Source organism: Micromonospora violae (genome assembly GCF_004217135.1).
Classification (GTDB): Bacteria; Actinomycetota; Actinomycetes; order Mycobacteriales; family Micromonosporaceae; genus Micromonospora; species Micromonospora violae.
This window is the reverse complement of record NZ_SHKK01000001.1, coordinates 2691075-2714005: the sequence shown is the minus strand read 5'-3', so window position 1 is coordinate 2714005 and position 22931 is coordinate 2691075. Positions and strand designations below refer to the sequence as shown.

Genomic DNA, 22931 nt, shown 5'->3' with positions numbered 1-22931 from the left:
ACGGTCAGTCGGCGACGATCTGCAGCCGGTTGGGAGCGGTGCTGGCCGGCGCGGGCAGCCGTAGTGCCTGCCGGCCGGGGGTGATGCTGCCGAGCACGGAAGCGTGCCGCGCGCCGGTGCCCGACCGAAGGGTGCCCGGCAGCCCGTGCACGGTCAGGTAGCCCAGCAGCGCGAAGGCGAGCGCCTCCTTGGCGTCCGACGCGATGCGCAGGTCGTCGCTCGACGACAGGTCGACGCCCGGTAGCTCGTCGGCGATCATGCGCATCAGCGTCGGATTGCGCGCCCCGCCGCCGGAGACGACGAGCCGGGTGACGCCGTGGTCGCGGCAGGCGGCGGCCACCGTGACCGCTGTCAGCCGGGTGAGCGTGGCCAGCACGTCCTGTGGATCCGGCGTGGGCACGTCGGCGAGCGCGGCGAGCAGGTAGGGCAGGTGGAACAGCTCTTTCCCGGTGCTCTTCGGGCTGGGCAGCCGATAGTACGGCTCGTCGAGCAGCCGCCGTAGCAGGTCCGGGTTCACCTGGCCGGCGGCTGCGCCGCGCCCGTCCCGGTCGTACTCCTCGGTGCCCCCGCTGAAGTGCCGCGCGGCGGCGTCGAGGAGCGCGTTGGCCGGCCCGGTGTCGAACGCGAGCGGATCCGCGTCCGGCGCGACGACGGTGATGTTGGCGATGCCGCCCAGGTTCAGCGCGGCCGGGACGCCGGGCAGGCCACCCAGCAGCAGCGTGTCGAAGAGGGCGACCAGGGGAGCGCCCTGGCCGCCCGCGGCGACGTCACGGCTGCGCAGGTCGGCCACGACCGGAAGGCCGGTGGCCTCCGCGATCCAGGCCGGCTGGCCCAGCTGGAGAGTGCCCCGAACCGTGCCAGCCTCGACCCAGTGGTGCATGGTCTGCCCGTGCGAGACGATCAGGTCGGCCTGGCCGGCGCACAGCTGCGCGAGGGCCCGCACGCCGGCCTCGGCGAAGGCCTGGCCGATGCCGGTGTCCAGCACGCAGATCGCCTCGGTGGTGGTCGGCGCTGGTGGCAGGGCGGCGGCGATCTGCGTGCGCAGCGCGTCGGGGTACGGGTGGCTGAGCCGGCCCAGCGGTCGCATCCGCAGGGTGTCGCCGTCCAGGTCGAACTCGGCCGCGGCGGCTTCGATTCCGTCGTAGGAGGTTCCGGACATCAGGCCGATCACGCGCATCGTGTCCTCCTTCAGGCCCGGCCCGCGGGTGCCGCCGCCTCGTCGTCGACCTCGTCGGTGCGTCCATGGTCGTACGGGGTCTCGGGGGCCGGGTGGAACCGGCTCGACACCGCGCCGACGACCAGGGTGATCAGGACGCCGATCGGAACCAGCCACTGCGCGGCGATGGCGGTGGCGGTGGTGGTCCCGGCCGTCGTCACGTCGATCTTGACGTACCGGACGATGTAGGTCATCACCGCCACGGTGACGAGGAAGGCGATCACCGCGTCGACCTGGTTGGCCCGCTTGACGAGGCGGCCGAGCAGGAAGGCCCCGAGCAGCGCCCCGTAGGTGTAGCCGGCGATGGTCAGACCGGTCAGGTAGACATTTCCGGTGCTGGAGCTGAACGCGCAGGCGAAGACCGCCATCAGCACCGCCCAGACCAGGGTCATCACCCGGGCGAGCCGCAGCATCACGTCGTCGGACGGGACCTTGCGGAAGAAGCTGTGGATGAAGTCGGCGACGGTGGAGTTCGACATCGAGTTGAGCGCCGAGGACAGCGAACCCATCGCGGCACCGAGGATGCCGGCCACCAGCAGACCCGAGATGCCCACCGGCAGGGCGTGCAGGATGAAGCTCGGGTAGAGATTGTCGCTACTGGCCAGGCCGAGTTCCTTGAAGCTCTGACCCTTGTTGTACGACCACAGCAGCGCCCCGACCAGGGAGAACGCCGCGAACTGGATCACCACGAAGATGCCCGAGGAGATCATCGCCTGCTGCCCCTCGCGCAGCGTGCGGGTGGACAGGATCCGCTGGACGATCAGCTGGTCCGACCCGTGGCTGGCCATCGCGAAGATCGCGCCGCCGATGATCGCGGTGGGCAGGGCGAACGGGCTGGTGAGCACGTGCGCGAGCGTGAAGTTGCTGTCGAAGAGCTGGAACTTGCCGGCGTCGAATGCCTGCGAGTAGCCGTCGAAGCCGACGGCGTGGCTGAGCACCGCGATGGCCAGGATCGCCCCACCCAGGTAGAGCCCCATCTGGATGGCGTCGGTCCAGATGACCGCTTTGATGCCACCGAGGTAGGTGTAGACCACCGTGATGAGGGTCAGCACGATGATGATGGCCTGGTAGCTGACGTTCAGCCCGAACTCGTCGAGGAGAAGCTTGATGGGGATGGCCGAGGCGAACAGCCGTACGCCCTCGGCGAGCAGGCGGGTGAAGACGAACGTGACGGATGCCAGGCCCTGAAGTTTCAGGCCAAACCGCTCACCGAGGTACTGGTAGGCGCTGACGAACCCACCGCGCTTGTAGAGCGGGATGAGCACCGCGGCCACGACCACCCGACCGATGACGTAGCCCAGGGCCAGCTCGACGTTGCCGAAGCCTTGGCCGCTGTAGGCGCCGCCGGGAACACTGATCACGGTCAGGACGCTGGTCTCGGTGGCGACCACGGAGAACGAGACGGTCCACCAGGGCAGTCGCCCCTCGCCCACGAAGTAGTCCTTGGCGGACTTCTGTTTACCGGACAGGCGTAGTCCGACAAAGGCGATCACCACGAGGTACAGCACGATCACGACGAGGTCGAGTTGACGCACGGCTCGCTCCCAACCAGCGGGTTGTCAATAAGTGACGTTGACCCACCCTAACGCGAAACTTTTTGCCACCGCCCGTCCGGGCTGGTTACGCTGTGGTTTCAGCCTGCTGATACGGGGACCGTTCGCCGCCGCGCCTCGGCCTGGACCCGCCGGGGAGCCGTCAACGGCCGCCGCCCGGTGCCCCGGGAGACCGCACCCCGCCGGCCGGCTACTGCGCACCAGCGAGAGGAACGAGCACCCCGTGGACCTCAGCACCCTCGGCACCGAGACCCGCAACGACAAGACCAACGACCTCGACCGGATGTCTCCCACCGAGTTGCTGCTCGCGATGAACGACGAGGACCAGACGGTCGCCGACGCCGTCCGCCGAGCCGTACCGGACATCGCGGCCGCCGTCGACGTCATCGTGGCCTCGCTCCGCCAGGGCGGACGGCTGATCTACCTTGGCGCGGGCACCAGCGGCCGGATCGGCATGCTCGACGCCGTCGAGATCCCACCGACCTTCGGTACGACCCCCGAGCGGGTCGTCGGTCTGCTCGCCGGCGGGGCACGGGCCTTCACTGTCGCCGTCGAGGGCGCCGAGGACGACCCGACCCGCGCCGTCGCCGACCTCGACGCGATCGGCCTGACCGCCCACGACACGGTGGTCGGGCTCGCCGCCAGCGGCCGTACCCCCTACGTGGTCGGCGGGTTGGATCACGCCCGCGCGCTCGGTGCCGCGACCGTCTCCGTGGCCTGCAACACCGATGCGGTGACCAGCCGGCACGCCGACGTCGCCATCGAGGTACCGACCGGCCCCGAGGTGCTCACCGGCTCCACCCGGCTCAAGGCCGGCACCGCCGAGAAGCTGGTCTGCAACATGCTCTCCACCGCCACCATGGCGCAACTCGGCAAGGTCTACGGCAATCTGATGGTGGACATGAACGCCACCAACGAGAAGCTCGTCGATCGGGCGCGTCGGATCGTCGCCGAGGCCGCCGACACCGACCTCGACACGGCCGCACGGGCGCTCGCGGCGGCGCACGGGCACGCCAAGACGGCCATCGTGCTGCTGCTGGCGAACTGCACCGCCGAGGAGGCCGCAGCCCGGCTGCGCGCCGCCGCCGACGACGTCCGAGCGGCCGTCGCGGCCTGACCCGGGGGTTCGCGGTGGCGTCGTGACCGGGCGAGGGTAGGCGGTAGCTCGGGTCAGTCGCCCAGGTCGAACGCGAAGGTGCCCGCCTCGATGCGGTCGATGAGCTGACGACCGTCGTGCTGTCGGCACCGATTCGCTGTCGGACCGCGCGCCTAGAGTGCGCCGCATGTACTTCGTCTGTCGCTGGCGCGAGGAATCGCCGCTCAGCAAGCGGGTCGTGAGCGTGCCCGATGCGACGGTGCTCGACTGGTTTCGTCGGGGCTGGGGCCGTGACGATCCGCAAGGGTGGATCGAGAGTGAGCTGGGCGAGGACGTCTACGGTCTGGACTCGATCTTCGAGGAGGCCCGGGAGCGGCACCTGCCACGACCGGAGACGGTTGACCAGCTGCGCGACCTGCTGAACGAGCACCTCTGGGTGGAGGGCGACGACGACGGCACGTTCATCCGGCTCGGTGAGCACGCCCTGCGTGTGCGGACCGACGACGACGAGGTGGACCTGGCCTACTACTTCGTCGACGAGGCCGCCGCGGCCGCGTCGCCGGACCGGCTCGCGTACCTGTTGCACGACACCTGGCCGCTGCCCGCCGACGCCGCCGCACCCGGCGCGGTCTTCGAGCATGGCGTCCCGGTCCGTACCGTCCGCATCGCGCCTCCGGGTCCAGATGCCGTCTTCTCGGTCCGTCTGTGCTGGGATCCGCCTGGTATCGAGACGAATCTGGATCTGGCTGGTGCCCTCGTTTTCCCCGGCCGCACTCTGCCGGGCTTCGCCGCCCGTCTTCGGGCCGTCGACGCGCCCGACACCCGGCTCTGGCCGCACGACGCCCGGTTGCTGCGTGCCCCGATCGCGCCCGACGAAGAGGACGCCGGCGTGGCGCTGGAGCGCTACGCCCGGTTGCCCGGATACGACCCGTCGCCCGCCAACCTCGACCGGGTGGCCGCGCACGACGAGATCCACCGCGAGACGCTGGAGTTGATGACCCCGGAGCCGTCCGTCGGGTCGCTGATCCGGTCGGACCCGCACATCGTGCAGGTCGCCCGGTACATCGATGACTTCTTCGGGTTCGACCAGTGGTTCCTCTTCGACACCCGCTGGGCGGCGGCCAACCAGGACCTGGCCCGATCGCTGCTGCGTTATGCCGCGCACTGGGACCCGTACGACGGCGTCGCGTCGACGTAGCCCGCTGGCCTCGGCAACGAAGCGCCCCGTCCACAATGGACGGGGCGCTTCGTGGTGTCAGTCGAGCGGGGTGTACGAGACCGTTCGGTCCTCGCCCGCGTCGCTGCCGGGGGAGCTGGCCAGCTCGATCCGAGGGGACCGGTCCGGTGGCAGGTGGGCGAAGTCGGCGATGACGACGACATCCACCTCACCGTCGATCATCGTCTGCTCGACGGTCTCCCACGGGGCCCGCATGACTCCGGCGAACCGGTAGGAGTGCCGGCGAAGGTGGCTGAGACACCTCGCGACGGCGGGCGCCGACGGTTCGATGTGGGCTGGGATCCAGATAACGGCGATTTCCATGAACCTCTCCTGATCAACGTCGTGGACGTGAGGGGTTGATCAGGAGTTGCCGGGGTGGCGGAGGACCCCGCTCCACGGGGCGGCTGGTGGCGCGCAGGTCGACGGTGGTGACGGTGAGCCCTGGGTGCAGCGGCGAGGTGGGGTGCGGAGCATCGGCTGTTGAGGTGGGTGGATCGGCGCTGCCCGCACCGAGGCCGGTCGGTGTGGACGCGAGCGCCAGCACGAACGCCGGTGGGCCCGGTGCGGGTCGGGCGGGCGGGTTGGGCCGATCTCCGGTGCCGGCGGTCATCGTCGCCCGCGCCCGGTCCGACGCCCGGCCCTCGGGCGTGCCACGAGCGACGTCCCGGGTCGCCGTCGCTGGCCCGGACACGGCTGGGGCTGCCGAGCTGAGGGGTGCCTTGGCGGGCGTTGAGGCCGACGGTGCCGGTGTGCCGGACGAGGGCGGGACAGGGCTCGGCCGCCGCGACGGGACGATGGTGGGCTTCGCCGTGGGCGTCGGCAGCGGCACGGTCGACGGCAGGGGCAGCGGCACGGCGGATGGCAGGGGCAGCGGCACGGTCGACGGCAGGGGTACGGGCAGGGGCACTGCTGCGGTCGGCACGGGTAGGGGGACGCTCAGCTGCACCTCGACCGCGTCGCCTACCGCCACCGTGATGACCTGCGGCGAGGTTGCCACCTCCGCCAGTGGGAGACGCGACGGTGACGGGGTGTCGGCGTGGGCGGGGTCGGCACCCAGAGCCGCGCCGAGCGCCACCGCGCCGAGGGCCACCGGTGGGAGGCTGTGCCTCAGCCGCATCAGACGCGGGCTGCCGGCAGCGGTGTCGCCAGCCCTGCCCGATCCGGATCACCGGTTCGGTGCCGCTCACCGAGCGGATGTCGTCCGCACCCCGCCGTTCCCGCCATGTGCGGGTTCTTGCCCCGGGAAACCGGAAGTTACACCCCTGTCGATGTCTTCGGTAGGCGAAGAAGTGCCTCTGGTCGGTTCACACCCGGGCCTCGGCGGGTGTCGGAGCGGTGTCGAGCGGCAGGTCGCGCATCCGGCGGATCGGGGTCGACAGGTAGATGATCGGGGACAGCACGGTGAGCGCCGCGAAGATCAGCAGGGTGGTGCGGGCGCCCAGCGGCCCGGCCAGGATGCCAGCGAGCAGACTGCCGAGTGGGATGGCGCCCCAGGACACGAACTTGACCGTGGCGATCACTCGGGACAGCAGTTCCGGCGGGCTGGCGAGCATTCGGTACGTGCGGGTGGTCACGCTGAGCACCACTGTGGAGCTGGAGAGGATCAGGTTCCCCACGGCGAAGGCCAGGAATGCGGCGGTGCCGGTGCCCAGCGGGATGACGAGCGCGCCGGCCACGCCGACGAAGGCCGCGATGAGCAGGCCGCGGGCGGTGCCGAACCGGTCGGTGAAGCGGGTGGTCAGCGCGGCGCCGATCAGCGCGCCGAGGCCGTCGGTGGCGATCAGCAGCCCGACCAGGACCGGCGATGCGTGCAGCTCGCGCACCAGGTAGAACGGGAAGAGGGCGAGCATCGCGCCGCTGACGAAGTTCGTCGCGGTGGCGTCCCACATGGCCGGACCGATGATCGGGTGGCGGAGCACGAAGTGCCAGCCCTCCCGGATCATCGTGACCATCGGTGGCCGCTCGGCCGATCGCTGCACCCGGCGAGCCGGCAGGGTGCGCAGCAGGACTGCGGAGAGCAGATAGCTGACGGCGTCCACGAACAGCGTCGGCACCGCGCCCAGCAGCTGCACCGCGAAGCCGCCCAGGGACGGCCCGCCCAGTGTGGTGGCGGCATGGGTGCCGGAGGTGAGGCTGTTGCGAGCCTGCAACTGCGCGGCCGGCACGATCTCCGGCAGGAAAGTCTGGTTCGCCACGTCGAACAGCACGTTGGCGAAGCTCACCACCAGGGCGACCGCGACCAACTGGGCCACCGTCAGCATGTCGAGCCACCAGGCCAGCGGGACCGACGCGATGGCGAGGGCGCGGACCAGGTCCAGCGCGACCTGCATGCCGCGCAGCGGCAGACGCTGCACGATCACCCCGGCCGGGAGGCTGATCAGCAGGTACGCCAGATAGCCCGCCGCGGTGATCAGACCCATCTCGAAGGCCGACGCGTGCAGCACGGTAAGCGCGGTCAGTGGCAGGGCCAGCGTGCCGACCGCCGAGCCGAGGTGGCTGGTCGTGCCGGCGACCCACCACCGCCAGAACGTAGTAAGTCTCATAATGGAACTCACTATAGGGGTGGGCAATGTGCACCGTTGACCCGCCTGTCCGAGCTCGCCCGAGGAGGCGCTGCCTGTCGCGCTCGGCGCACCATCTCGGTGATCCAGATGGGCGCGAACGGGGACGTGCAGCCGGGGGCGTGATCGTCACTCGGGACCGACGTTTCACACTCGCGTAACGGGTATCCAGCCGTACCAGTGCGACCGGCGGTGAACAGCTTCACGGAGTGAGGGGGCACCTGTCATGCCTGATCCACAGCCCACGCTCGTGCTCGTGCACGGGGCGTTCGCCGAGTCGGCGAGCTGGAACGGTGTGCTCGAGCGGCTGGGCGCCGCGTACAACTCGGTGGCCGTCGCGAACCCGTTGCGGAGCGTCGCAGGCGACGCGGCGTACCTTCGGGATGTCGTGCGCGGGATCGGCGGCCCGGTCGTCCTCGTCGGCCACTCGTACGGCGGCATGGTGATCACGCAAGCCGCGGCCGGCGACACCTCGGTGCGGGCCCTCGTGTACGTCAACGCCTTCGCCCCGGACACCGGTGAGTCGGCGCTGGCGCTGTCCGGGAAGTTCCCCGGCAGCACCCTCGCCGACACGCTGGTGCAGTACCCGGTGTCGACCGGCGGGAACGAGGTGGCGATCGGCCAGGCTCAGTACCACTCGCAGTTCTGCGCGGACGCGTCGGACACCATGGCCGCGCTGATGGCCCGGACCCAGCGGCCGATCACCGAACAGGGCCTGGGTGACACGCTCACCGGCGACCCCGCCTGGCGGTCGCTGCCCAGCTGGTTCGTTTTCGGCGACGCGGACAAGAACATCCCGGTCGAGGCGCACCGCTTCATGGCCGAGCGGGCCAACCCCCGGGGGCAGCGCGAGATCGCCGGCGGCTCGCATGCGATGGCGGTGGCGAAACCGAGCGAGGTCGCCGAGACGATCATCGAGGCGGTTCGGGGCGTGAGCTGACGGTCCGTACCGGCAGCTGACGGTGGGCCGACGGCGAGACGCCGCCGGCCCACCGCGCCTGTTACCTAGCGAACCCGCAGCTGCTGGTGGACCGCTGAGCTGGGGGCGTAGACGGGGTCACCGGAGTAGGCGACGTGCACCGGGTACGCCCCTGCGGAGAGCCCGTCGGTCGGCAGCGTCACGACGGCCGCGCCACCGTTGAGCGGGACCACCTGGGTGGCGCCCCCGAAGGTGACGGCCACCTCGCCGGTCGCCGTCGGCGCCTTGCGGTGCTGCGTCTGTGCCCGCACGTCGACGGTCAGCGTGAACGTGCCACCGCGGACGACCGAGGCGGGTGCGGCCTTCGCCTTCACCACGACTCGTGCCGTGCCCGTAGGAGTCACGTCGACCCCCGACCAGAGGTGGTCCCGGGCGAAGATCGTGAACAGTTGGCCGGCCGTCATCCCGTCGTGTGCGCCGGGGACCTGGGCCGTCGCGGCAGCGTACCCCCGAGCGCGGAAGTTGTCCGCGATGGCGTTCTGGGCGTTCAGGTTGCCCTCGAAGACGCCGTTGCCGAGGAAGACGGTGAGGTCATCGTCCCCGACCGCGTTCGCGATGGTGTCGTAGTCCTGGGTGGTGAGGGACGGATTGCCGGAGAAGTGTCCGTAGAACGCGAAGGTGGTCGGGTAGTTCTTGATGACGACGCCGCCGGTCATCCCGCCGTAGGAGAACCCGGCGTAGGCGCGCCCCGCGCGGTCGGTCGAGACGTTGTAGCTGTTCTCGATGAGGGGCAGGATCGTCTGGACCAGGTTGTTGGCCGCGTTGGTCTGGTTGTAGGAGGCGAACCCGAGGCTGGTGCCCGTGAAGTGGTTGCCCATGGTGACGACCACCGTGGGCTCGATCTCGCCCCTGGCCGTCATGTTGTCCAGGATGTTCGGGACGTTCGCGGGGACCATGAAGTCGGTCTCATCGCCGAAGATGCCGTGGGCGAGGTACGCGACCTTGTACGGCTCCGCCCGGTTGGCGTCGTAGTTCGGCGGCAGGTAGACGCCGAGGTAGTGGCCGCTGTCGCCGAGGATCGTGGTGTACGGGATGTACTGGACGGTGCCTCGCTTCGCGCGGTCGGCCACCGGCACCTCGTAGGCCGCACGTTCGGCCAGCACCGGGTCGTTCTGCTTCTTGTCGTACGGCACGTACACCGCGTCGAGGACGTCGTTGTTCCTGACCCGGAACGATGACTCGCCCGGGGGGCGAGGGTGCGTCGAGGCGGGGTCCCAGATGCGCTTGTTCTCCCAGCCCTGGGTCGGATCCCAGACCCGGTACCAGTAACTGAGACCTCCGGCGTGCAGCGGGAGCGAGACCGACCAGTTCCCCTTCCGGTCCCTGGTCATGTCGCGGAGGAACTCGGTGCCTCCGGCGTGGTAGCGCCCCGGCTGCCACTCTTCCGGCTGATACCGGGTGGTGCCGGTGCTGAGATCGAGCAGGGTCAGGTCCCCGGCAAGGCGGACCTGGGTGGCGTCGGGATTGCGGTAGACGAACGTGACGGTGTATCCGGTCGGTGAGGTGCGGTCCGCCTTGACGGTCGCCCCCTGGGCGATCGCGGGCTTGCCGGCGGTGGCGGCCGGCGCGGGGAGGACGGCCCCCGCGCCGAGTGCCGTGAACGTGAGGATCGAGATCGCAAGCCGGAGCCTGCGTCTTCCGGTGGTTTCCCTCATGGGCGAAGACTCCTCTGTGGTCGCTCGTCGCGGTGTGGTGCGGGCACTGGCAGGTGAGGGCTCCGATGGTGGCTAAATCGAATTAGCAACGGGAGTGTCGCTGGGTACGCCATTCAATGTCAAGGGTGTGCGGGGCGGCCGTGGGCGCTCACCCCGTCGCCGGGATGCCGGGCGCGAAGCCGCAGCCTGCGGGTTTCCCCTAATGGCCGCAGCTCGGCTGGCAAGGTGATGCCCATGGACAGGAAGCACGTCGAGGACTGGCTACGCAGCTACGAGCGGCTCTGGCGTACGCCGGGCACGGACGCGCTGGTCACGCTCTTCACCGAGGACGCCAGTTACCAGCAGGGGCCGTACTGGACGCCGGTCGTCGGCCTGCCCGCCATCGCCCGGATGTGGGAGAAGCAGCGCAAGGGCCCCGACGAGGTGTTCCAGATGACCACGGAGATCGTCGCGGTCGACGGGGACACCGCCGTGTCGCGCCAGGAGGTCCGTTACGGCGACCCGGTCGAGCAGGAGTACCGCGACCTGTGGATCATGCGCTTCGCCGACGACGGACGATGCCGGTCGTTCGAGGAGTGGCCGTTCTGGCCGGGACAGCAGCCGGCCGACCCGCCGGACGGATCATGACCCGAGGAACCCGCCCCAGCCGGCTGAGCGAGCGGCGACGCCCCAGCCGCCGGCAGGAGATCGGACCGACACGTCGTCGGATCGGTCGCACTGCCTACCGTCAGCTGGGGCGTCACCCTGACGACGTGGCGCGTCAGGCCGGGGCGGCCGGGCAGCTCGCGCCGACCGGCGGTGCGGTTCTCGTGATGAGGTACTGCTCCACCTGACGGCGGGTGCACTCCGTGCGGGGGTAGCTGGCGTGGCCCGACCCCTCGTAGGTGAGGAGGTGGCCCTGGCTGCCGAGCTGGCGCACCACCTGCACGGCCCCGTCGTACGGGGTGGCCGGGTCGTACCGTCCGTTGAGCACCAGCAGCGGCGCGTTCGTGCGCACCTGCAGTCGATGTTGTGGGTTGTTCGCCGTCCAGCCCAGGCAGATCGCGGTGAACCGGACGACCAACGGGGAGGCCCGCAGGTGCGATGCGGCGGCGCGGGACTCGTCGAGATACCGCTTCCACTCGGTGAACCCGTTGACCGGCAGTGACCAGTCCTGACAGAACGCGGGTAGGGCGTACTCGGTCAGGTCGTTGTCGGTGTCGGCGGGCACCATCGGGGACGCGAGCGGGGGATCGGAGGGCTCGCCCCGCTCCAACGCGAGAAGCGTGTTCGCGAGGTCGGCCCAGGTCGAGTCGAAGAAGTTGACGAAGGTCGCGAACCCGAGCTCGAACCAGCTCAGCGTGGCACCGGTGCCCGCGTCGACAAGCGTGCCGGCATCGGCGCGGCGCATGAGTCGGTCGAAGAGCGCCGGTATGTCGCGTCCGTGCAGTGCACAGCTCGCGGTCCGCTCGCACCAGGTCACGAACTCGTGGAACAGGGCCTCGTTGCTGGCCGCCCCGCTACGCGTGTACTCCCGAATCCCCTGACTGTGGTCCATCACGCTGTCCATGACCAGTGCGCGGACGCGGTCGGGGAACAGTTCGGCGTAGGCCTGCCCGATCAGTGTGCCGTAGGACCACTGGTAGAAGCTGAGCTGACGCTCGCCGAGTGCCGCCCGGATGGCGTCCGTGTCACGCGCGACGCTCACGCTGTCGAGGTGGTCGAAGAGTGGGCCACTGTGAGCGCGGCAGTCGTCGCGCAACTGACGGTTGTAGGTGCGCAGTCGCTCGAACTCGGCGGCGTTGGCGGGTGCCAGCGAGGGGTGCCGGGCCAGCAACGCCGACGAGCAGCGCACCGGTGCACTACGGACCGTGCCCCGGGGATCGAAGCTCACGACGTCGAAGCGGCGCAGCACGTCCGGTCCGAGCTGGCTGTCGGCGGTCAGCACCACGTCCACCCCGGAGAGGCCGGGACCGCCGGGGTTGAAGACCAGGGCGCCGATGCGGGCTGCCGGGTCGGTGGCGGTGCGCCGGGCCAGGGCCAGCTGGAAGGTTTCCCCTCCCGGTCGGGCCCAGTCGACCGGTAGGCGCAGGGTGCCGCAACGCGTGCTCGGGTCGTCGGGTCGCTCCGGGCATGCCTGCCAGTCGATGCGACCGTTCCAACCGCCGGTGGTGTTTGCGGTGACCGACCCGTTGCCGCCGGCCACGCCCGACGTGGTGCCCGCGAGCGACGGTGCGGCGTTGAGCGACAGGGCCGCGAGGACCGCGATGGCGGCCGAGAGGCCGCCGACCAACCGCCTACGTCGACGATCGACCCCGCTGGGATGCCAGAAGGTGGTTCTCTTGGTGAACAGCATTCGTCCAGCCTGCCGACGCCCGGTCCACGCCGGATCCATGCCGGTCCGGGGACCGTCGGCGCAGGGCATTCATCGGTACGCCGCCAGCCGTTCGGACAGCACGATGGCCTGCGGATGGCCGACCTGGTCGAGGATCGCCAACGCCTGTCGCCACAGGTCGACCGAGGTGTCGTGGTCGCCCACCGTCTGATGGGTGTCGCCGAGGCGGACGAGGGTGTCCGCCCTCCCGCAGGGGTCCTGGATGTCGGAGTAGAGCAGGAGCGCGCGCTGGTAGCAGTCCGCCGCCGTCGGGTGTTTCCCCAGGCCGTGATAGGCGAGCCCGAGACTGTCCCAGGTGTGGGCCGTGCCGAGCGGGTCCTCGGCCTCCTCATAGAGCGCGAGCGCCCGCTCGCAGTAGGTGATGGCGCGGGCGTGCTCGTCCAGCCGCGCGTGGCCCCAGCCGAGCGCGTTGAGCGCCGCGGCCTCGCCTCGCCGGTCGCCGGTGCTGCTGGCCAGCGCGAGCGCCTCCCTGGCATGCGGCAGCGCCGCGCCGGCGTCGCCTTCGATGTCGCACAGCCAGGCGAGATGCAGGTGGGCGCTGGCCTGCCCCGGGCTGTCGTCGGCCTGGTCGTAGCGGGCCATCGCGCGTCGAAGGTGATGGTGGGCCGCGTCGAACCGGCGGTGCTGGATGTGGGCCAGCGCCAGGTCGCGGTGGGCCAGCGCCTCGGCCCGTGGATCACCGCGGCGTTGCGCGACCGCCACCGCGGTGGCCTGGACGGCGGCCAGGTCGTGCCACTGTGACAGCCGGCTGAGCAGGGGAGTGAGTGCCTGGGCGAGCTGCCCGGCGTGCGCGTCGAAGTCGTGCGCGGCCGCATCGTCGACGGCGGCCAGCAGCACCCGCTGTTCGATGACGAACCAGGCCAGCGCGGACCGGTGGTCGTCAAACGCCGGCGGCGACGCGTCGGCGGGCAGGGGTGGCGGATCGAGCGGCTGCCAACCGGCGTCAACCAGCCTCGCCGCGTCACGCGCGACAACCAGGTAATGGTCGAGCACGCGCCGCCGGGCGGCCCGGCGGTCGGCCGGGCCGTCGAGGGCGGACGTCAACTCCTCCCCGTAGGCGCGGAGCAGATCGTGACAGCGGAAGCGGTTGGGTGACTGCTCGGCCAGCAGGTTCGCCCGGGTCAGCTCGTCGAGCGCCGGCCGAATCAGGTGCGGTCGCGCCCCCGCGAGGCTGGCCACTGCCGCCGCGCTGATGTCCCCGGCGGGGTGCAGGCTGATCTGCCGGAACAGTCGGGCCGCGTCCGCGCTCAGCAGACGGTAGGACCAGGAGAGCACCGTCCGCACGTCGGTGGCGGCATCGTCGGTGGACAGGGCGGCGAGCCCACCCCGGCTCGCCGCCAGGTCGTCGGCGATGGCCTGGAGCGGAAAAGTGGGCTGGGCGGCGGCTCGCGCGGCCACGATGGACAGCGCCAGGGGCAGTCGCGCGGTACGGCCGATCAGCTCGTCCACCGCTGCCGGCTGGGCGGCGACTCGCTGCGCGCCCAGTCGGCGTACGAGCAACTGGCGCGCTTCGTCGTCGCTGGGCAGGTCCAGCGCGAGCGGATGAGCACCCTCGGCGGCGACCAGGCCGGGCAGTGTGTGGCGACTCGTCACGATCACACCGCAGCGGGTCGATCCCGGCAGCAGCGGCCGCACCTGTTCCGCGTCACGGGCATTGTCGAGCAGGACGAGCAGCCGTCGTTCCGCGGTCAGGCTGCGGTACAGGGCGAACTGGGCCACCGGCTCGGCGGGGATCTCCAGGGGTTTCACACCCAGGGCGGGCAGGAGCGAACGGACGACGACGGCCGAGGGGGACGCCTCCTGCGTCGCGGTGCCGAAGCCACCCAGGTCGACGTGGAGCTGACCGTCGGGGAAGTGCTGCAGGTTGTCGTGCGCCCAGCGCATCGCCAGCCAGCTCTTTCCGACGCCGCCCGTGCCGGTGATGACGACGGTGCCGGCCGAGCCCGGGTCACCGAGCAGCAGTGTGGTGAGTCGGGCCAGCTCACCGGCCCGGCCGGTGAACAACGTCGGTGGGGTCGGCAGTTGCCGGGGGACGATCAGCGGTGGGCGCTTCTCCGGTGTCCGCGGCTCGGAGGTCAACAGGTCCGGCTCGGCCCGCAGAATGCGGGTGTGCAGGTGTTGGAGATCGGGCCCCGGCTCGACCCCCATCTCGTCGGCGAGGAGCTGGCGTAGCTGCCGGTACGTCGCCAGCGCGTCGGCGCGTCGACCCGCCCGCGCCAGGGCCACCATCAGCTGCCCCCATGGGCGCTCGCGGAGCGGATCGTCGTCGACCTGGGTTCGGAGCGGTTCGATCAGCTCGTGATGCTGGCCGGCTCGCAGCTTGAGGTCCGCGACCTCTGCCAGCAGGCTGGACCGCTGCTCCTGTAGCCGCGCTCGGACGGAGAGCAGCACTCCCCAGCCGGGAAGACCCGCGAACGACTCCCCACGCCACAGCGCCAACGCGGCCTCGAACGACTCCTGTGCGGCTGACCAGTGACCCTGCCGCAGCGCGGAGTACCCGCGCCGGGCCAGGTCGTCGAAGGCCAGGCTGTCCGCCGTCTGGGTGTCGAGGTCGAGGCGGTAGCCGGTGGGCCCGGCGAGGATGGCGGGGTCGGGGGAGCCGGGGGACCGCAACGCCCGGCGCAACGCCCAGACGTAGGTCTTCACGTTGCCGCCTGCTGTCTTCGGTGGGCGTCCCTGCCACAGCTCGTCGACGAGTTGGTCGATGGACCACCCGGTGCCCGGCTGCGACATCAGGACGGCCAGGAGGCGCACCTGCATCGGGGGGCCGAGGGCCAGCCGTTCCCCTGATGCCGACCACGCCTCGACTGGTCCGAGCAGTCGGTACCGCATCGCCGGCGATGCCCCCGCCTGGTCCATCGCCTCATCGTAGGGGCCGGCGATCGTTCCGCTTCATCGCCTGGAGGGCCGCGGCCGGGGCTCGTCCTCCGGGTGTGCTCCGTCACGGTGGTGGGCATGGTCAGGCGGTTGGGGCGCCGCGAAGGGGCTGCTACAGTCGGGATTGTTGCGGCCGCAAATTTATCAGCGGCAACTACTTGGGAAGGTTGCTTCGATGACCAAGCTCTCCGTCATCTACTACTCGTCCACCGGCACCCTCCACGCCATGGCCAAGCGCCTCGCCGAGGCTGGCGAGAAGGCCGGCGCCGAGGTGCGGCTGCGTCAGGTTCCGGAGCTCGCCCCGGCCGAGGCCATCGCCTCCAACGCCGCCTGGAGCCAGCACTTCGACGCCACCAAGAACGAGCCGAAGGCGACCGCCGACGACGTCGTCTGGGCGGACGCGGTGCTGTTCGGCACGCCCACCCGCTACGGCAACGTGGCCAGCCAGCTCAAGCAGTTCATCGACACCCTCGGCCCGCAGTGGGCGCAGGGGCTGCTCGCCGACAAGGTGTACGCCGGCTTCACCGCATCCATGACCGCGCACGGCGGCCAGGAGTCGACCCTGCTCGCGCTCTACAACACCGTTCACCACTTCGGTGGTCTGGTTGTCGCCCCGGGCTACACCGACCCGCTGAAGTTCGCTGACGGCAACCCGTACGGCGTCTCGCACGTCACCGGCGGAAGCAACGACGCCCCGCTGGGCGACGCCCAGCTCGCCGCCCTCGACCACCTGGCCGAGCGGGTCGTCAAGATCGCCGGGAAGCTCAGCGCCTGAGCGTGCTGCCGCCCTACCGGGCACCCGCGACGACGCGGGTGCCCCGCCGGCCGAGGGCCGGCCTCCCACGATGGGAGGCCGGCCCTCGGCATCTCACACCGCGATCGCCGCGACGGCGGCCAGCGGCCGATGCTGGTCACTGGACGGCCGCCGAACCCGTTCGATCTCCCGGAAGCCGGCCCGGCCGAGTCGCTCAGCGATCTCGTCGACCGGCCAGCGGTAGGCGGTCAGCACCTTGTGGTCGAAGGCGCCGAGCTCCTCGGCGTCGAAGACGCCCAGGACCAGCCGTCCGGCCGGGGCGAGCGCCCGCCGGAACTCCGTGAGGACGCCGTCGACCTCCGGCGGCGGAAGGTGGATCAACGAGTACCAGGCCAGAATGCCGTCGATGGAGCCGTCGGCGACGTCGAGGCGTTCCATCGAACCGAGGTGGAACTCAACGCTCGGGTGTGCCGCCCGCGCGTGCGCGATGAACTCGGGAACCAGGTCGATCCCAGCCGCGTCGACGCCCAGCTCACGAAGGTAGCCGGTGAGGTGACCGGGCCCGCACCCCAGATCGAGCACCCGACCGGGCCGGCTCGCCAGGTGTCGCCTGATGAAGTCGAGGTCGTCGGCGTCCACCTGCTGGCTGGTGCCGAACAGGTCGATGTAGAGCTCTGCGACCGACGTGTATGCCTGCCGTACCTTGTCCGTTTCCACGGCAGGACCATACGGGCCACCAGACCGTGTCGAGGCGGCCTACCGTGATGGCCATGACCCGTCGAGCCGTACTGGCCAGCATCGCTGCTGGCCTGCTCCTGGTGGCTTGCTCGGTTGGCGCGCGGACGCAGAGTGGGCCCGAGCCGCACGCCGTCGCAACGTCAGCCGCTGGCGCTGATATCGCCACGACGGCCGAGGCGGTTCGTCTGCTGCGGGCGGGCACGGCGTTCGTCAATCAGACGAGTTACCGCAGCGACGTCGATATCGCCAGTCAGATCACGACGCTGGCGCACACCGACAACGTCCACAAGCGCCTGAACGCCACGGTGTCGGCGCCGGGTGGGGGCATCGAGATCCGGATGATCGATGACGAGGTCTACCTGAAGAGCGGTCTGTTCCTGCACGGTGTCGGCGACGGCTGGATGATCCTCGACCCGGCCCGGGTGCCGTCGGATTTCGCCCTGAGCTTCGCGCCCGGCAGGAACGACTCCGGAGGCTCGGCCCGTCTCATCGCCGCGATAGTCACCGCGCGGGTGGACGGCTCGCAGATCACCGGGACGATCGACGTGACCCGGATTTCCGTCGGAAACGGGATCAGCTTCCGACCCGGCCCCGATGGCGCCTTCCCGGAAGGCGCGCGCAGCCACGCGTTCCGGGCCACGCTGGACACCGAGGGTCGACTGGTCAGCTTCCTGATGCCGCAGGCCGACGGGTTGCCGAACGCGTCTCTGCGCTACAGCGACTTCGGTACGACCGTCACTGTCGTTCGGCCGTCCGGCGCGGTCGCCGCCCCAGACGCCCTCTATCCCCAGCTCGGTGTGAACGGAGGGAAGTAGGGGCGCCGGATGCCGGGGCCGCAGGCCCTCAGGCGTACGCGAGCAGGAAGTCGACGGTGCCGGTCCCGCCGGGTTGGCCGGGCGGGACGGGCAGGCCGGGCTCGCTGTTCAGGACGTAGAAGCCTCCACCGCCGACCAGGCGCGGCGTCACGGCCAGGATCTGTGCGGCCATGGTCGCTCCGGTCGGCCGCACCACGCTGTCCAGCAGGAGCCGGAAGAGGTTCCCGTTGAGGTTCGCGACGTGCAGGACGCGGTACGAGCGGGGGGCGGGCAGCCCGGCGCTCGTCAGGCCCCAGATCGGCACGATCTGACTGCGCCACCGGGACGGGTCGTTGCTGATCGCGGTGTCGTGGTTGTTCAGTTGCGTCTGGATCCCCGAGTGGATCCCGGCCAGGTGGATGTGCAGCTGGTCCTGTTGCCGGATCGTGGGGTCGGCCGAGTTGATGCCGAGCCCGATGTGGGGGTAGACGACGTGGCCCGGCTGCCCTGGCTGTGCGTTGTTCCACGCCTCCAGCCAGTAGTTCGGCGCGTTGGCGGTGGTGATGAACGGGCACTCGATGCCGCTGATCCGGCACGTGGGGACGAGCAGGAAGTCATGGTTCGACCCCGATCCTCCATCGAGGATGACGTACGTGGGAGTCGTCCGGAGGCACTGGGGAAACGGTGGGCCGGTCTTCGTGCCCACACAGACCTGGACCCGGTCCCAGAGGTCGTACCGACCACCGGTGTCGGTGGGGAATCCGCACAGGGGCGAGGGTGCGGGGCAGGCCCCGGCACCGGGGCCGTCGGGTGCCGATGGGGACGGCTGCGGGGTGGGGCCCGCGTCCGCCAACGCCCGGTCCGCGCCGACCAGACCCAGCAGGCCAGTGGCGCTGGCGGTCCCTGAGAGCCGGACGAACTGACGTCGCGGCATTCCGCCCATCATCACCCTCCGTGGTTGCCGTGCTGGCAAACATGAACGTGGTGAGGTTAGGGTGAAAGCGGGCAATCGGCGCAGTCGACGACGAACGGGTCGCCTGATCGTGTCGCCGACGGTCAGGTCGCCGAGCGGCCGTTACCGTCCGGGCTCGCCGGGGCCGTCGGCGCGTAGCCGAGCTCGTACGAGATCTTGTTGGCGGTCTCCAGCAGCAGCGGAAGGTTCCCCTTCAGCTGGTCGAGGCTGGCGATGACCTCGATCGCCGTGATCGAGGCGGCGGCGATCACTCGTCCCCGCGAATCCCTGATCGGCGCGGCCACGCACATCACGTAGGCGTCGTGCTCGCCGTTGTCCATGGCCCAGCCGCACTCGTGGATGCGGGCGAGTTCGGCTTCCAGGGCGTCGTGGTCGGTGAAGGTGGTGTCGGTGAATCTCTCGAAGACGACGTGGGAGAGGAGTCGGTCGCGTTCCTCCCGGGGTAGGTAGGCCAGGATCGTCTTGCCGACGGCGCTCGCGTAGATGGACACCGCGCGACCGACCCGCGATGGCAGCTTGACGGCGTCGAACGCCGGACTGTCCACCTTGTCGATATAGATGATCTCGTCGCCGGTGAGTTGGGCCAGGTGTACGGTGTGGCCGGTCTCGCGTTGCAGCGCACGCAGGTGGGCAGCGGCGGGTTGGCGGAGGTCCATCGAGCCGAGCGCGAGCTCGGACAACTCGATCAGGCCACTGCCGAGCACGTAGGTGCCCGCGCCGGTCCGGCGGACGAAGCGCGCGGACTCCAGTGTCTGCAGGATTCGTAGGGCTGTGGACTTGTGGACGCCGAGCACGTCCGCAGCTTCGGTGAGGGACAGCGGGTGCTCCGCGGATCGACGGATGAGGTCGATCGCGCGGCGAATCGATTGCGCCAAGGCTCTGTCTCCCTTCGCGCGACGGGCAACACCGTCGCTGTCATTGCATATTGTGCAATATAGATGACGCGATGCGCAACCGCCTCTTGACACCGTTGCACATGACGCTACGATCGTTGCAATTTCATCCGCTTGACTCTGACTCGTAACAGTGGAGTAACGATGGGTAATCACCGCGCTCTTTTCGGCATCGCCAGGGCGACATGTGCCCTCGGCCTGGTCGCCACTCTCTTGACCGGTTGCGGCTCCGACGGCGGCTCCGGTGACGGCGTCACCAAACTGACCTTCGCCGCCTCGACCTTCGGTGACCCGGGTCGCGGCCCCCTTCTGACGAAGTGGCTCGACGAGTTCAACCAGAGCCAGACCAAGATCCAGGTGTCGGCCGCCGCGGTGCCGTACCCGACCTTCGGCCAGACCGTGCTCACGCAGATGGGCAGCGGCAAGGGCCCGGACCTGGTCCGCTTCGACATGCCCGAGTTCGAGGCAGCCTCGGACGCCGGCCTCGTCGCGCCGCTGGACAAGGTGATCGACGCCAGCAAGTACGACCTGCTCAAGCAGCCGGACCAGTTCATGGTCCACGACGGTGTGCGGCACGGCGTCATCTTCGAGGCGTCGAACTACGCGATGTTCTACAACGCGGACCTGATCCCGACGCCGCCGACCACCTACGAGCAGTTCACCGCCACCGCGAAGTCGCTGACCAAGGGCGACGTCTTCGGCCTGGCGTTCCGCCAGACGGAGGCGGAGGAGGCCGGCGTGTGGCAGGACATCTTCAACTACGTCTACGGCTTCGGCGGCGCCTGGTCCGACGGTAAGAACCTGACGATCAACTCGCCCGAGAACCTCAAGGGCCTGCAGGCGTTCAAGGACCTGTACGACGCCAACGTGATCCCACGCGGAGCCGACGCGGCGACGTTCCGGCGGATGTTCGCCGAGGGCAAGGTCGGGATGGAACTCAACAACGGTGGGTACGTGACCGCCACCCGCGGCCAGAACGCCAAGCTGAACTTCAACGTCGCGCCCATCCCGTTCCCGGTCCGCAAGCAGGGCACGATCCTCGCGCCGATCGTGATCAACGAGGCGAGCGAGGGCAAGGACGAGGCCGGCACCTTCATCAAGTGGGCGCTGGAGCCGCAGAACCAGGTCAAGCTGCAGGAGATCCTCGGCGCGAGCAGCGTCGCCACCACCACGCAGCGCAGCGCGGAGAAGCTCAAGGAGACCCCGTTCCTCCCCGTCTTCGACGGACTCACCGACACCAGCCTGCCGCAGATCGTGCTGGGGTTCGAGGCCAAGACGCCGGACATCCGCAAGGTGGTCGTGCAGAACGTGATCGCGGCGCTGCAGGGCAAGACCGACCTCAAGTCGGCGCTGGATCGCGCCCAGCAGCAGGCGACCGAACTGGTCCGCTGACAGCTCGACACGGCGACGCTGCCGGCGCGACAGTTCGTGCGCCGGCAGCGTCCTTCCCCACGAAGGATCGAATCCGATGACTGTGGTCGAGCAGACCGGAGCACCGAAGACAACACCCCCAGGCCGGCCCCGGCGTCGGCCCAGCCCACTGGGTAGCAAGTGGACGCCGTACCTGTTCCTGGCACCCGCTGCCCTGTTCATCCTCGTCTTCCAGGCGGTGCCCCTCGTACAGGAGGTGTACCTCAGCTTCACCAGGACGAGGCTGCTGAACCCCACCCGCAGCGAGTGGGTCGGGCTCGACAACTTCAACCGGATCTTCGGCGACCCCGAGTTCCACCGCACCCTGCTGATCACCATCATCTACGTGATCACGTGTGTGGTTGTCGCGATCGGCGCCGGGCTGGTCGTCGCGCTCCTGCTCAACCGCAAGTTTCGGGGCCGGGGCGTGGCACGGGCACTGGTGACCGTGCCCTGGGCCGCTCCGGGCATCGCCGTCGCGCTCATCGCCACCTGGATGCTCAACGCGCAGTACGGCATCGTGAACCGGTTCCTCGACGCGGTCGGGCTCGGCGTCCCGGGCGGCGCCATCCTGGACAGCTCGCGCTACGCGCTTCCGGCGGTGCTCGCGACGACCATCTGGCAGCTGTTCCCGTTCACCTCGGTGGTACTGCTCTCCGCGCTGCAGTCCGTACCGCAGGAGCTCAACGAGGCCGCGACCGTGGACGGCGCGGGACGATGGGCCACCTTCCGCGCCGTCACCTGGCAGGTCATCAAGCCGACCGTGGGTCTGCTGGCCCTGCTGATGACGATCTGGTCACTGCGCCGGTTCGAGCTGATCTGGCTGATGACCAAGGGCGGACCGGTCGGCGCCACGGAGACGCTCGTCATCGACCTCTACTCGCAGGCCTTCGACTCGAAGGAACTTGGGTCGGCGGCGGCCATCGGAATGGTTGGCGTCGTCATCTCGCTCATCGTCATCATCGGCAGCCGCCTCGTCGCCCGTGCCGTGGAGAAGGGGGACGTCCGATGAGGCGCTTCCGTTTCGGTGTCACCGCACGGATCGTCGCCGTGCTCGTCGTGCTGGGTGTCGCGGTGTTCCCGCTGTACTGGATGTTCGTCACGGCGCTGTCGAGCAACAGCGACCTCTTCGCCGACAAGCCCCGGCTCACGCCCGACCTTGGCCAGTTCGGGGTCTTCGTGGACGCGCTGGCCGAGGGCAAGGCGGCCGGCTGGCTGCTCAACAGCCTGATCATCGCCGTCGGCACAATGGTCCTCTCCGTCGGCCTGGGCATCCCGCTGGGCTACGCGCTGTCCCGGTTCTCGTTCTGGGGCAAGGCGGTGCTGACCGTCGTGCTGCTGTTCACGCAGATGCTGCCCGAGGCGCTCATGGTGGTCCCGTTGTTCGCGCTGTTCCGCCGCTTCGAACTGCTCGACTCACTGACCGGCCTCATCCTCGTGAACTCCGCCTTCGTCCTGCCGATCGTCGCGCTGATCCTCAAGGGCGCCATCGACGGTATCCCCAAGGAGTTGGAGGAAGCCGCGCGCGCCGACGGCGCCCGTCCCTTCACCACCCTGACCCGCATCAACGTGCCGTTGATCGCGCCGTCGATCGCGGCCACCGCGGTCATCGCCTTCTTCCACGCCTGGAACGAGTACGTGTTCGCGGTGACGTTCATCTTCAATCCGGACCTTCAGCCGGCGTCCGTCGGCATCGCGAACTTCATCGGCGAGCTGGGTACCCCGATCCAGACGGTGATGGCCGTCGCCTTCCTGTTCACACTGCCCGCTGTCGCCTTCTACCTGTTGGTCCAGAAGTACGTGGTGTCCGGCATGACCGCCGGTGCGGTGAAGGGTTGA

The 22931-nt window shown here is 69.9% G+C and carries 20 protein-coding genes; 9 read left to right on the top strand and 11 right to left on the bottom strand.

Annotation, left to right across the window (positions count from 1 at the left end):
- Positions 1-4: 4 nt before the first annotated feature.
- Positions 5-1177, bottom strand: coding sequence for an anhydro-N-acetylmuramic acid kinase (locus EV382_RS12195; RefSeq protein ID WP_130401681.1), 1173 nt, complete (start codon positions 1175-1177; stop codon positions 5-7).
- Between the two features lie 11 nt (positions 1178-1188).
- Positions 1189-2751 carry a sodium:solute symporter gene (locus EV382_RS12190; protein WP_130401680.1) on the bottom strand — a complete coding sequence of 521 codons (1563 nt, stop codon included), beginning with the start codon at positions 2749-2751 and terminating at the stop codon, positions 1189-1191.
- A 241-nt stretch (positions 2752-2992) separates the two neighbouring features.
- Between EV382_RS12190 and murQ the strand changes: the two genes are divergently transcribed.
- A complete protein-coding gene (gene murQ / locus EV382_RS12185; protein WP_130401679.1) occupies positions 2993-3886 on the top strand; it encodes an N-acetylmuramic acid 6-phosphate etherase in 894 nt (297 codons plus the stop codon).
- Positions 3887-4052: 166 nt separating this feature from the next.
- A complete protein-coding gene (locus tag EV382_RS12180; protein ID WP_130401678.1) occupies positions 4053-5063 on the top strand; it encodes a hypothetical protein in 1011 nt (336 codons plus the stop codon).
- Between the two features lie 57 nt (positions 5064-5120).
- Here EV382_RS12180 and EV382_RS12175 read toward each other — a convergent pair whose 3' ends face one another.
- From EV382_RS12175 to EV382_RS12165, 3 genes are all read right to left on the bottom strand, one after another.
- Complete coding sequence (locus EV382_RS12175) at positions 5121-5405, bottom strand: hypothetical protein (protein ID WP_130401677.1); 285 nt, start codon at positions 5403-5405, stop codon at positions 5121-5123.
- Positions 5406-5418: 13 nt separating this feature from the next.
- Entirely contained in the window at positions 5419-6201 is a 783-nt protein-coding gene (locus tag EV382_RS12170) for a hypothetical protein (RefSeq protein ID WP_130401676.1), read from the bottom strand.
- Positions 6202-6388: 187 nt separating this feature from the next.
- On the bottom strand, positions 6389-7627 hold the full coding sequence (locus tag EV382_RS12165; RefSeq protein ID WP_130401675.1) for an MFS transporter: 1239 nt from the start codon (positions 7625-7627) through the stop codon (positions 6389-6391).
- A 244-nt stretch (positions 7628-7871) separates the two neighbouring features.
- On the opposite strand from EV382_RS12165, the gene EV382_RS12160 reads away from it, so the two are divergent.
- Positions 7872-8585: an alpha/beta fold hydrolase gene (locus EV382_RS12160; RefSeq protein ID WP_130401674.1), complete on the top strand. Its 714-nt coding sequence runs from the start codon at positions 7872-7874 to the stop codon at positions 8583-8585.
- 65 nt (positions 8586-8650) lie between these two features.
- On the opposite strand, the gene EV382_RS12155 is transcribed toward EV382_RS12160, so the two are convergent.
- Complete coding sequence (locus EV382_RS12155) at positions 8651-10279, bottom strand: alpha/beta hydrolase-fold protein (protein WP_130401673.1); 1629 nt, start codon at positions 10277-10279, stop codon at positions 8651-8653.
- A 234-nt stretch (positions 10280-10513) separates the two neighbouring features.
- On the opposite strand from EV382_RS12155, the gene EV382_RS12150 reads away from it, so the two are divergent.
- On the top strand, positions 10514-10906 hold the full coding sequence (locus EV382_RS12150; RefSeq protein ID WP_130401672.1) for a YybH family protein: 393 nt from the start codon (positions 10514-10516) through the stop codon (positions 10904-10906).
- Positions 10907-11039: 133 nt separating this feature from the next.
- Here the strand turns inward: EV382_RS12150 and EV382_RS12145 are convergent, their stop codons facing one another.
- Both EV382_RS12145 and EV382_RS12140 read right to left on the bottom strand, forming a co-directional pair.
- Positions 11040-12614 carry an alpha/beta hydrolase gene (locus EV382_RS12145; protein ID WP_165435771.1) on the bottom strand — a complete coding sequence of 525 codons (1575 nt, stop codon included), beginning with the start codon at positions 12612-12614 and terminating at the stop codon, positions 11040-11042.
- Between the two features lie 69 nt (positions 12615-12683).
- Positions 12684-15512 carry an AfsR/SARP family transcriptional regulator gene (locus EV382_RS12140; protein ID WP_130401670.1) on the bottom strand — a complete coding sequence of 943 codons (2829 nt, stop codon included), beginning with the start codon at positions 15510-15512 and terminating at the stop codon, positions 12684-12686.
- Positions 15513-15705: 193 nt separating this feature from the next.
- Here EV382_RS12140 and wrbA point away from each other — a divergent pair, with 193 nt between their 5' ends.
- Entirely contained in the window at positions 15706-16305 is a 600-nt protein-coding gene (gene wrbA / locus EV382_RS12135) for an NAD(P)H:quinone oxidoreductase (protein ID WP_130401669.1), read from the top strand.
- Positions 16306-16398: 93 nt separating this feature from the next.
- On the opposite strand, the gene EV382_RS12130 is transcribed toward wrbA, so the two are convergent.
- Positions 16399-17001: a class I SAM-dependent methyltransferase gene (locus tag EV382_RS12130; RefSeq protein ID WP_130401668.1), complete on the bottom strand. Its 603-nt coding sequence runs from the start codon at positions 16999-17001 to the stop codon at positions 16399-16401.
- A gap of 53 nt (positions 17002-17054) precedes the next feature.
- Here EV382_RS12130 and EV382_RS12125 point away from each other — a divergent pair, with 53 nt between their 5' ends.
- Entirely contained in the window at positions 17055-17837 is a 783-nt protein-coding gene (locus tag EV382_RS12125; RefSeq protein WP_130401667.1) for a hypothetical protein, read from the top strand.
- A gap of 28 nt (positions 17838-17865) precedes the next feature.
- Here the strand turns inward: EV382_RS12125 and EV382_RS12120 are convergent, their stop codons facing one another.
- Positions 17866-18750, bottom strand: coding sequence for a CDP-diacylglycerol diphosphatase (locus tag EV382_RS12120; protein ID WP_244236642.1), 885 nt, complete (start codon positions 18748-18750; stop codon positions 17866-17868).
- A 122-nt stretch (positions 18751-18872) separates the two neighbouring features.
- On the bottom strand, positions 18873-19664 hold the full coding sequence (locus tag EV382_RS12115) for an IclR family transcriptional regulator (protein ID WP_165435770.1): 792 nt from the start codon (positions 19662-19664) through the stop codon (positions 18873-18875).
- Positions 19665-19826: 162 nt separating this feature from the next.
- Between EV382_RS12115 and EV382_RS12105 the strand changes: the two genes are divergently transcribed.
- The 3 genes from EV382_RS12105 to EV382_RS12095 all read left to right on the top strand — a co-directional run bounded on the left by EV382_RS12105 (position 19827) and on the right by EV382_RS12095 (position 22931).
- Positions 19827-21074 (top strand): ABC transporter substrate-binding protein, encoded by a 1248-nt coding sequence (locus EV382_RS12105; protein WP_130401665.1) that lies wholly within the window; start codon positions 19827-19829, stop codon positions 21072-21074.
- A 76-nt stretch (positions 21075-21150) separates the two neighbouring features.
- A complete protein-coding gene (locus EV382_RS12100) occupies positions 21151-22104 on the top strand; it encodes a carbohydrate ABC transporter permease (RefSeq protein ID WP_130401664.1) in 954 nt (317 codons plus the stop codon).
- A complete protein-coding gene (locus tag EV382_RS12095) occupies positions 22101-22931 on the top strand; it encodes a carbohydrate ABC transporter permease (protein WP_130401663.1) in 831 nt (276 codons plus the stop codon). The genes EV382_RS12100 and EV382_RS12095 overlap by 4 nt, the downstream gene beginning before the upstream one ends.

Coding starts and splice junctions, on each gene's coding strand:
- EV382_RS12195 (WP_130401681.1), bottom strand. CDS start 1,177: ATGCGCGTGATCGGCCTGATGTCCGGAACCTCCTACGACGGAATCGAA.
- EV382_RS12180 (WP_130401678.1), top strand. CDS start 4,053: ATGTACTTCGTCTGTCGCTGGCGCGAGGAATCGCCGCTCAGCAAGCGG.
- EV382_RS12175 (WP_130401677.1), bottom strand. CDS start 5,405: ATGGAAATCGCCGTTATCTGGATCCCAGCCCACATCGAACCGTCGGCG.
- EV382_RS12170 (WP_130401676.1), bottom strand. CDS start 6,201: ATGCGGCTGAGGCACAGCCTCCCACCGGTGGCCCTCGGCGCGGTGGCG.
- EV382_RS12165 (WP_130401675.1), bottom strand. CDS start 7,627: ATGAGACTTACTACGTTCTGGCGGTGGTGGGTCGCCGGCACGACCAGC.
- EV382_RS12160 (WP_130401674.1), top strand. CDS start 7,872: ATGCCTGATCCACAGCCCACGCTCGTGCTCGTGCACGGGGCGTTCGCC.
- EV382_RS12155 (WP_130401673.1), bottom strand. CDS start 10,279: ATGAGGGAAACCACCGGAAGACGCAGGCTCCGGCTTGCGATCTCGATC.
- EV382_RS12150 (WP_130401672.1), top strand. CDS start 10,514: ATGGACAGGAAGCACGTCGAGGACTGGCTACGCAGCTACGAGCGGCTC.
- EV382_RS12145 (WP_165435771.1), bottom strand. CDS start 12,614: ATGCTGTTCACCAAGAGAACCACCTTCTGGCATCCCAGCGGGGTCGAT.
- EV382_RS12140 (WP_130401670.1), bottom strand. CDS start 15,512: ATGGACCAGGCGGGGGCATCGCCGGCGATGCGGTACCGACTGCTCGGA.
- wrbA (WP_130401669.1), top strand. CDS start 15,706: ATGACCAAGCTCTCCGTCATCTACTACTCGTCCACCGGCACCCTCCAC.
- EV382_RS12125 (WP_130401667.1), top strand. CDS start 17,055: ATGACCCGTCGAGCCGTACTGGCCAGCATCGCTGCTGGCCTGCTCCTG.
- EV382_RS12120 (WP_244236642.1), bottom strand. CDS start 18,750: ATGCCGCGACGTCAGTTCGTCCGGCTCTCAGGGACCGCCAGCGCCACT.
- EV382_RS12105 (WP_130401665.1), top strand. CDS start 19,827: ATGGGTAATCACCGCGCTCTTTTCGGCATCGCCAGGGCGACATGTGCC.
- EV382_RS12100 (WP_130401664.1), top strand. CDS start 21,151: ATGACTGTGGTCGAGCAGACCGGAGCACCGAAGACAACACCCCCAGGC.
- EV382_RS12095 (WP_130401663.1), top strand. CDS start 22,101: ATGAGGCGCTTCCGTTTCGGTGTCACCGCACGGATCGTCGCCGTGCTC.